Raw genomic sequence first — 9735 nt, 5'->3', positions numbered from 1 at the left:
AAATTGCCATATCGTTTCCTTTCTATACTCGTTTCAGACTTGGGTTTAAGGTATGATAACGCCTTATCAGACGGCCTGAGTGTTTGGCCGGCTGATTTTAAATTTAACGATAATCATATCATCACAATAGGACACACTCCATATGAAAACCCGTTTTCTCCCTGTTGCTTTGGCAGCAGTGGCGCTTACCCTTTCCGCCTGCGGCGGCAGCAGCGCGCCTTCCCAGCCTAAAGGCCCTATTTCCGAAGACCGTACGGCCGCGTTCAAATCCATGATGCCTGAGTTTACCCGCATGGGCAAAATGGTCAAAGACGAAGAGCCTTACGACGTAGAAAAATTCAAACAAGCCGCCGCAACCTTCGCCGAAAACAGCAAAAAACCGTTCACCCTGTTTGAATCCGACCCTCAAGGCAACGGCCGCGCCCTGCCTGCCATCTGGACAGACACAGCAACATTCAAAGCCGAAGAAGAAAAATTTGCCGCTGCAGTTGAGAAACTCAACGCCGCTGCCCAAACCGGCAAGCTCGAAGAAATCAAAGCCGCTTACGGCGAAACCGGTGCAAGCTGTAAATCTTGCCACGACACATTCCGCGGTCCGGAATAAGGCTTAAAGCAATAAAGGCCGTCTGAAATATCATTTTCAGACGGCCTTTTCTTCAACTGACTTCAAATCTTTCTATATCGACTTTATATTTTGCATTTCATGTTTTTTACCGGTTTCATTTGAAACCGACGGCTCAATTCACATATCGCAATCAAATTTTCTTCTTCCAGCCGTTTAAATTCAATTAAATCTTCCTTCTTCTCGACCAACCCAATTCAAATTCAGACCTGCTTTATCTTTTCAGCCAGATGAATCATATGCGGTTGGATTATCTCCTGAAACAAGAATCTACTTTATTTTTTAACAAATAAAAACCATTTTCAAAATATTTGTAAAGTTTAATAATATGTTATAAAGTAACAACTTCGTTTCTGAGGTAACTATCATGAATCCGAATTTCAAATTAAATCTACTAACATTATCTTTACTGGCTATAACAAGTATCGCACACGCAGAAGACGAGGTTTCAACTCAAGAGCTTGATGAAATTCAAGTCAAAGGCAAACACATTGCCAAAGAGAAAAAAGTTTTTACCGAAGGCCAAGCCAAAAGTTCGCGTGAACGCGTTTATCAATCCAGCGAAAACATCGATACCATCGTTCGGAGCATGCCCGGCGTTTTCACCCAACAAGACAAGGGATCGGGGGTATTGGCGGTCAATATCCGTGGCGATAGCGGTTTGGGACGTGTCAATACGATGGTTGACGGCGTAACCCAAACCTTCTATTCCACTTCTGCCGATGCCGGACGCAGCGGCAGCTCCTCGCAATTCGGTACGGCACTGGATCCCAATTTTATTGCCGGCGTCGATGTAACCAAAGGCAGTTTCTCGGGTTCCAACGGCATCAATACCTTATCCGGTACAGCCAATTTCCGTACTTTACGAGTAGACGATGTGGTACACGGAAACAATACCTTCGGCCTCTTGACCAAAGGATTGACCGGCACAAACAGCACCAAAAGCAACTTTATGGCAACCGGAGCAGTACAAAAATGGTTTGACAGTGGCGCGCGCCTTGGTGCGTTATATGGTTACAGCCACCGTAATGTCGAGCAAAACTATAAAGTAGGCGGCGGCGGTCAGCGTATCGGCAATTTTGGCGAGGAATATTTGGATCGTAAAAAACAAGAATATTTTGAGAGCAACTTATTGAAATTCGACCACGAACAAAATCTCTGGGTTCGTGACTTTTCCAAGCGCAATGCGGTCGGCAAAAGCTATTGGGACTATCCTTTCTCCAAAAAATATAACGATCCCGAAGTTTTGCAAAGAGATTATGTCGATGACTTGGAAAGAAGCTGGAAAGAGAATTTGGCACCGCAATGGGATCTGACACCTATCGACCCGACCAGCCTGCAACAACGCTCAAACAGCCATTTGGTCAAAGTGGAATACGAAAACGACAACAACAAGCTGGACCTTCAGCTTCGTACCATGAACAACCGTATCGGCAGCCGCAAAGTAGAAAACCGCAACTACCAAGCCAATTACAACTTAAACATTGGCGATTATGTCGATTTAAACGTGTTGGCCGCCCATAATTTGGGAAAACAAAAATATCCGAAAAACTCACGTTTTTCAGGATGGGGGCTGCTTGATTATTTGGAAACCAAAAACACAGCCAATCTTTTGGATATCAACAACAGCTTTTCTTTCAAACTTCCCAAAAAAACAGATTTAAAAGCTACTGTCGGTTTCAATTTCTTTAAAAACCAATACAGTAAAAACCGCTTTCCAGAAGAGCTGAGCCTTTTTTACGACGGCCCCGATCAAGATGCCGGCCTGTACAGCTTTTTAGGCCGTTTCAAAGGCGACAAAGGAATATTTCCTCAAAAATCAACCATATTACAACCTTCAGGCCAGCAAAAATTCAATACGTTCTATTTTGATACTTCCTTGAAAAAAGGCATTTATCAATTGAATTACAGCGCCAATATGGTCAACTACCGCTACAAAGGCGAATATACCGACTACTTCAATACCCAAGAAGACTTTAAAAAAGCATTTGGAGAAGATTCTGAAATTTATAAACAGCATTGCACGCCAAGCTGCGACCTTTACGAACCGGTCTATACCAAATCCGGTAAAAAGCATGCAGTAAACCATTCGGTGGCATTAAACATCAATGTCAACGACTACTTTATGCCGTTTATCAGCTATTCGCGTACGCATAGAATGCCGAATATTCAAGAAATGTATTTTTCACAAATCGGCGACTCAGGCGTCAATACAGCCCTTAAGCCGGAACAGGCCAATACTTACCAAATAGGCTTCAATACCTTCAAAAAAGGGATTTTCAAGCCGGACGATGTATTGGGTTTCAAACTGGTCGCCTACCGCAGCAGAATAAACAACTATATCCACAATGTTTATGGCAAATGGTGGGATTTGGATAAAGCACCCAGCTGGGTAACCAGTACCGGCCTGCAATACTCCATCCAGCATCGAAACTATGCCAAACCTGTCCATAAAAATGGTTTGGAAGTGGAAATGAACTATGATTTCGGCCGCTTTTTTACAACCCTGTCTTACGCCTATCAAAAAACCAACCAGCCGACCAACTATAGCGATGCCAGCGAATCGCCCCGCAACTCTTCTAAAGAAGACCAAATCAAACAAGGCTACGGCTTAAGCAAAATTTCCCGCCTGCCCCGAGATTACGGTCGGTTTGAATTAGGGTCCCGATGGTTGGGCAACAAATTGACCGTCGGCGGCATTATGCGCTATTACGGCAAAAGTACACGGGCAACGACTGAGGAGGAATTTGTTGACGGTACAACCGGTGCCAATACCTACTCTTCACATCAAATGGGCAGAAGAGTGATCAAAAAAACAGAAAGCATCAACAGACAGCCGATGATTTTTGATTTCTATGCCAATTACGAACCGAAGAAAAACCTTATCCTTCGTTTCGACATTCAAAATGCGTTCAATAAGCGCTATATCGATCCTTTGGATGCCGCAAATGATGCCGCAACCCAGCGCTATTTCAGCGTATTTGAAAGAAAAGGCGGTTTAGATGATGAGGAAGTCGAATGCGATGCCAACGGTTTATGCAATGGCAAATATGGCGGTACGACACGCTCCGTCTTGAACAACTACGCACGAGGCAGGACTTTGCTGTTTACCATCAGTTATAAGTTCTAAACCTATCCGTCAGCATTCTTAATATTGCACTGGTTAAAAAGCCGGTAAACACAATGTTTGCCGGCTTTTCTCAATATATTCTCAAAACTTTCTTCATCTATACACAACAAAAAACCTGCCCTTACGGGCAGGTTTTCAATAATGACGGATTACAGGCCGCTCAGACGGGCAGTATCGTGTGCAATCATCAATTCTTCGTTGGTAGGAATCACAACGGCAACAGCTTTGCTGTCAGCAGTGGTAATTACACCGGCGTTACCGAAGCGGGCTTTCAGGTTGGCTTCTTGGTCAATGTGCAGACCGAGGAAGCCCAAGTAGCCCAATACGCGTTCGCGGATGATGTCGGAGTTTTCGCCGATACCGCCGGTAAAGACCAATGCGTCCAAACCGCCTGCCGCGACTGTCATGCTGCCGATGTATTTAGCCAAGCGGTAGATGAAGATTTCCAGAGCCAGTTTGGCACCTGCGTGGCCGTTGGCAGCTTCTTCTTCAATGGTACGGCAGTCGTTAGACAAACCGGAGATACCGAGCAGGCCGGATTTTTTGTTCAGCATTTCGGTAATTTGGGAAATGGTCATGTTTGCGTTTTCAGCCAAGAAGCTGAAAACTGAAGGGTCGATATCGCCGCTGCGGGTACCCATGACCAAACCTTCCAGCGGAGTCAGACCCATGCTGGTGTCTTTACATTCGCCATTGGCAACTGCGGCGATAGATGCGCCGTTACCCAAGTGGGCAATCACCATGCGCAGGTCTTTTTTGTCTTTGCCGAGGAAACGGGCGGTTTCATCAGAAACGTAGCGGTAGCTGGTACCGTGCGCGCCGTAACGACGCAAGCCGTATTTTTCATACAGTTCATGTGGAATAGCGTAGGTGTAGGCATGTTCCGGCATGGTTTGGTGGAAGGCGGTGTCGAATACGACAACGTTAGGCAGACCTTTGAAGATGTTTTGTGCGGCACGCAGACCCAAGAGGTGCGCAGGGTTGTGCAGGGGAGCGAGCGGGATACATTTTTCGATGCCAGCGATAACTTCGTCGTCAACGAGGATGGATTCGCTGTACAGTTCGCCGCCGCTGACGACGCGGTGACCGATGGCGCCGATGCGGCTGTCGAGACCGTGGGCTTTGAGTTCTTCCATCAGGGCTTCAACTGCGCCGGTGTGGTCAGGCTTGGCAGACAGGTCGACTTTGTGTTTTTCGCCGTTGAATTTGAAGGTAATGTAGGCATCAGGCAGATTGAGTTTTTCTGCCAAGCAGCTCAGCAATACTTCGCCGCTGTCGTTATCCAATACGGCACCTTTGAGGGAAGAGCTGCCGCAGTTCAAAACCAAGATTAATTTTTGTGTCATTTTATGCTCCTTGAGGTTTCAGACGGCATTCTTGTCGGGACCTTACTGCGGCTCCGGCTATGTTGCATCCCTTGTGGGACGTAGTGGGTAGCGGTCTGAACAGATTAACAAAGTAAACGCCGTATTCTAACAAAAAATGTAATCGGCTGCTTGACTTAATATTTGATGTAAAATGGACGGAATTTTATTTTAGGCCGTCTGAAAAAAATGACGGCGGTTTTGAAGATTTCCCGATATGCATTATTTCAGTATCCACACTCAAGACGGCGAACACGCCGGATTTTTTATTATGTTGGCAGACGATGAATCGCAAAATCCGCCGCAAAGCGGACGCTTTGTAGTCAAGCTGCAAAGCGAAGATGCAGCCGCAGCGGCGGTATTGTCGCCTTTTGAGCAAACCGATATTCCGCAATACTGGCGCGTGGTTAAAGACCGTATCGAATTGTTTTTTGACGATAAAAATATCGGCGCGTTGCGCAACGAATACCTGACCATCAGCGGTAAAACCTTTATCCTGACCGATTTGACTGGAGCGATGTAATGGAAAGTATGTTTATCCTTGTCCCCATCAGCATTATTTTGGCCTTTATCATCGGTTGGTTTTTCTGGTGGTCGGGTAAAAACGGACAGTTTGACGACCTTGAAGGACCTGCGCACCGCATTTTGATGGACGATGACTCCACTGAAAAACTGATCGAAAAAGACGAAGACAAAGAATCCAAACAATGAGCCTTAAAAAAGACAATCTGAATTTCCACACGACCCGCCGTTTTGCGCCGCTCTTTGGGACGCAGTTTTTGGGCGCGTTGAACGATAATATGTTCAAAACCGCATTATTCGTGATGATCAGTTTTTACGGTTTGGGTAAAAACGACTTTCTGCCACCCAGCCAAATGCTGAACTTGGGTGCGATGCTGTTTATCCTGCCCTACTTCCTGTTTTCCGCGCTGTCAGGACAGCTGAGCAACAAATTTGATAAAGCAGTTTTGGCGCGCTGGATCAAGCTGTTGGAAATCATCATCATGGCAGTGGCGGCGTATGGCTTCTACATCCAATCCGCGCCTTTGCTTTTAATCTGCCTGTTTTGCATGGGCACGCAATCGACCTTGTTCGGCCCGCTGAAATACGCGATTTTGCCCGATTACCTCAACGACAAAGAGCTGATTATGGGCAACAGCCTGATTGAATCAGGTACGTTTATCGCCATTTTGCTTGGCCAACTTTTGGGCACGGCAGTCGCAGGCGTTCCGCCGTATATTGTTGGCGGTTTGGTATTATTGGTCGCCGTCGGCGGCACGATGACCAGCCTGTTTATGCCGTCTGTACCCGCTAAAATGTCGGACACAAAAATCGAATGGAACATCATCAAAGGCACGAATTCACTGATTCGTGAAGCGGCGGCCAATTGTCCCGTATTCACATCCATCATCGGTATTTCATGGTTTTGGTTTGTCGGCTCGGTTTATACCACCCAACTGCCGACGTTCACGCAAATCCATTTGGGCGGCAACGATAATGTGTTCAACCTGATGTTGGCGCTGTTCTCCATCGGTATCGCCATCGGCTCGGTATTATGCGCCAAACTCAGCCATGAGCGCCTGATTTTGGGCTTGGTTACCATCGGCACTCTGGGGTTGACGGTCTGTGGATTATTGCTGGTGTGGCTGACCCAAGGCCAACGCTTTACCGAATTAAACGGCATTATTTGGTTTTTATCGCAAGCCCAAGCGTATCCGATTATGCTCGTGATGTCGGCCATCGGCTTTTTCGGCGGCTTCTTCTCCGTACCGCTCTACACTTGGCTGCAAACTGCCAGCAGCGAAACCTTCCGCGCCCACGCTATTGCTGCCAACAACATCATCAACGGCGTATTTATGGTGTCAGCCGCCATTTTGAGCGCGGTTTTGCTGATGTTGTTCAACAGCATCACGCTGCTGTATTTGATTGTTGCTGTAGGTAATATTCCGTTGATTGTTTACCTCATCAAACGGGAACCAAAATTTATCGGGGATTTGACCGCTTTGTTGAAAATCAGCAAATAAGGCCGTCTGAAATGTCTCCCCACCATGCACATTTTCACTGTTCAATCGCGTGGACAGTTTGTGCATAAATCAGATTACTGTCTGATTTAACATTAAAAAACACATCTGCCTAAATTTTAAGCACAACTTTACCGCCAAACAAAATGCACATTTCCCCCAAACAAGCGTGTGCAAAGGCTGTGAATAAGTAAGCTTAATAATTGATATTTCAAAGAAAAACGATATTTGATTAATTTTTAGGCAGTTTATTAAAGGCCGTCTGAAACCTTTTTCAGACGGCCTGAGAGTATAATAACCACCTACCTTATAGTTCCCAAACGATATGATTTATCCATGGCATGAAACCCAATGGCAACAGCTCGCCGCCCATTGGCAAAACCGTCCCAACGCCTGGCTGTTTACCGGCAAAGAAAATACCGGCAAAACCGAGTTTGCCCGCTTTGTCGCGCAGGCATTGCTGTGCGAATCGCCGAAGTCCGGCCATGAACCCTGCGGCGAGTGTGCCTCGTGCCATTTGTTTAGCCAAAACACGCATCCCGACTTTTACGAACTCACGCCGGAAATGCCCGAAGGCGAGGCAACAGGACGCAAACTCCTGCAAATCAAAATCGATGCCGTGCGCGATATTGTGGAAAACATTTACCTGACCGCTGTCCGCGGCGGACTGCGCGTGGTATTGGTACATCCGGCTGAAAGTATGAATACACAAGCGGCAAACGGTTTGTTAAAAGCTTTGGAAGAGCCGCCGCAACACGTCGTTTTCCTGCTCGTTACCCATGCACGAGACAAACTCCTGCCCACCATCAAAAGCCGTTGCCGCCAGATGGTGCTGCCCTCGCCTACCCATGAGCAGGCTGCGGCATACCTGCGCCAACAGGGCGTGGAAAATGCAGAAGCCTTGTTGGCATTCCACAGCGGCGCGCCTTTATTCACGCCGACTCCCGAATTGGACGCATTGCGCGAAGAGTTGCTGATGCTGCTGGCCGCCCCGCGCCTGTTGGCCATACTCGATTACGCCGCTACGTTCGACAAACAAAAACAACCGCTGGCCGTTTTCATCGACTGGCTGCAAAAGTGGCTGATGGATGTCGGCTTAGCACAACAAAATATGGCGCCGCTTTATTATCCACACCATGCCCAAGCCCTGCTTCAGACGGCCTCTAAAACCGATTCACGCAAGCTGTTTGCCCTATTGGGCCGTCTGAACGCGCTCAACCCTTACGGATACCATACCTTGAGTGTTAAAATGCAGCTTGAGTATCTGCTTATCGAATATTTAGATTTTTGGCAAAACAAACCCTAACAGGTAATCAATGATGAATAAAAAAGACATTCCGGCGAAGATGTTGGCTTTGCAACTCAAAGACCCCAATTTGTTGTACAACTGCTATATGCCGTTTTTAGAACACGGCGGCCTGTTCGTACCGACCGATGACGTATTCTCCCTAGGCGAAGACATCCTCTTGGCCGTAGAAATCGCCGACTATCCCAAACGCTTCCTGCCAACCAAAGTCGTTTGGATCAATCCGGCGCGCACTTCAGCCCACCGCCCCAAAGGCGTAGGCCTTGCATTCTCCGAACACGAAAGCTGCCTGCAGGCAAAAAACCTGATCGAAGCCGAGCTTGGCCCACGCCTGCGCAGCGACCGCACTACTTTTACCCTGTAATACCATGTATTTAATCGATTCACATTGCCATCTCAACTTTGACGGCTTAAAAGACCGCCTGCCCGAAGTCTTTGCCAATATGGAAGCGCAAAGCGTCAAACAGGCGCTTGCCATCAGCGTCAGCAAACGAAGTTTTGCCGAAGTCTTCGACATTGCTCAGGCAAACGACCACATCTACTGCACCATCGGCATACATCCCGACAGCCAAGAAGCAGAAGAATTTACCATTGCCGAAATGGTAGAAGCGGCCAAACATCCCAAAATCGTCGGTATCGGCGAAACCGGTTTGGACTATTACTGGTGCAAAGGCGATTTGTCATGGCAACATCAACGCTTTGCCGACCATATCCAAGCCGCCAACGAAAGCGGCCTGCCCGTTATCGTCCACACGCGCGATGCGGCCGAAGACACGTTGCGGATTTTGAAAGAGTGCCACACCAACTCCGGCGTGATTCACTGTTTCTCTGAAGACGTCGCCTTTGCCAAAGCCGCTTTGGATTTGGGGTTATACATTTCCTTCTCCGGCATTGTGACGTTTAAAAACGCGCCGCTGATTCAGGAAGCCGCCAAATACGTCCCAGCCGATAGAATCTTGGTAGAAACCGATGCGCCTTTCCTCGCTCCGGTTCCCAAACGCGGCAAACAAAACGAGCCTTCCTACGTCCGCTATACAGCCGAGTTCTTAGCTAATCTGCGCGGCGAGAGCTTGGAAACATTGGCACAAAACACCAGCGACAATTTCTATCGCCTGTTTAAGAAAGTACCCGATGGCCGTCTGAACAACGGTTAAGCCCAGATTTTCTACCATCGGCATTGCCTACCCGTCATCCGGGTTCTGCCTCAAACTTAGCAGTAAACTCAAAATGACCCGAGACAGAAACGCAATCGGCTTGCGCTATCTTCCGAACGGCAGACTTTTGAAGAATGC

General features: G+C 47.5%; 9 protein-coding genes. 8 read left to right on the top strand and 1 reads right to left on the bottom strand.

All coding sequences use genetic code 11. From position 1 onward, the window contains the following. Positions 1 to 142: 142 nt before the first annotated feature. Both ACTHSP_RS05230 and ACTHSP_RS05225 read left to right on the top strand, forming a co-directional pair. On the top strand, positions 143 to 604 hold the full coding sequence (locus tag ACTHSP_RS05230) for a c-type cytochrome (RefSeq protein ID WP_107768786.1): 462 nt from the start codon (positions 143 to 145) through the stop codon (positions 602 to 604). 385 nt (positions 605 to 989) lie between these two features. Then, the gene (locus ACTHSP_RS05225) at positions 990 to 3752 is read left to right on the top strand and encodes a TonB-dependent receptor domain-containing protein (protein WP_440345752.1); all 2763 of its coding nucleotides are present in this window, start codon (positions 990 to 992) and stop codon (positions 3750 to 3752) included. A gap of 149 nt (positions 3753 to 3901) precedes the next feature. Here the strand turns inward: ACTHSP_RS05225 and ACTHSP_RS05220 are convergent, their stop codons facing one another. After that, positions 3902 to 5098, bottom strand: coding sequence for an acetate kinase (locus ACTHSP_RS05220; RefSeq protein ID WP_440345751.1), 1197 nt, complete (start codon positions 5096 to 5098; stop codon positions 3902 to 3904). Positions 5099 to 5333: 235 nt separating this feature from the next. Here ACTHSP_RS05220 and ACTHSP_RS05215 point away from each other — a divergent pair, with 235 nt between their 5' ends. The 6 genes from ACTHSP_RS05215 to ACTHSP_RS05190 all read left to right on the top strand — a co-directional run bounded on the left by ACTHSP_RS05215 (position 5334) and on the right by ACTHSP_RS05190 (position 9597). After that, positions 5334 to 5639, top strand: coding sequence for an HLGFF motif protein (locus tag ACTHSP_RS05215; RefSeq protein ID WP_440345750.1), 306 nt, complete (start codon positions 5334 to 5336; stop codon positions 5637 to 5639). Beyond that, on the top strand, positions 5639 to 5827 hold the full coding sequence (gene ccoS / locus ACTHSP_RS05210) for a cbb3-type cytochrome oxidase assembly protein CcoS (RefSeq protein WP_003681462.1): 189 nt from the start codon (positions 5639 to 5641) through the stop codon (positions 5825 to 5827). Before ACTHSP_RS05215 ends, ccoS begins: the two co-directional genes overlap by 1 nt. Beyond that, positions 5824 to 7140, top strand: coding sequence for an MFS transporter (locus tag ACTHSP_RS05205; protein WP_440345749.1), 1317 nt, complete (start codon positions 5824 to 5826; stop codon positions 7138 to 7140). Before ccoS ends, ACTHSP_RS05205 begins: the two co-directional genes overlap by 4 nt. A 322-nt stretch (positions 7141 to 7462) precedes the next feature. After that, the gene (locus ACTHSP_RS05200) at positions 7463 to 8443 is read left to right on the top strand and encodes a DNA polymerase III subunit delta' (protein WP_440345748.1); all 981 of its coding nucleotides are present in this window, start codon (positions 7463 to 7465) and stop codon (positions 8441 to 8443) included. Between the two features lie 10 nt (positions 8444 to 8453). Then, a complete protein-coding gene (locus tag ACTHSP_RS05195) occupies positions 8454 to 8807 on the top strand; it encodes a PilZ domain-containing protein (protein WP_003682949.1) in 354 nt (117 codons plus the stop codon). 4 nt (positions 8808 to 8811) lie between these two features. Beyond that, on the top strand, positions 8812 to 9597 hold the full coding sequence (locus ACTHSP_RS05190) for a TatD family hydrolase (protein WP_314512643.1): 786 nt from the start codon (positions 8812 to 8814) through the stop codon (positions 9595 to 9597). Positions 9598 to 9735: the final 138 nt, after the last annotated feature.

It is taken from the genome of Neisseria sp. P0001.S005, from assembly GCF_051963715.1.
This window is presented reverse-complemented; position numbering and strand designations above follow the sequence as displayed.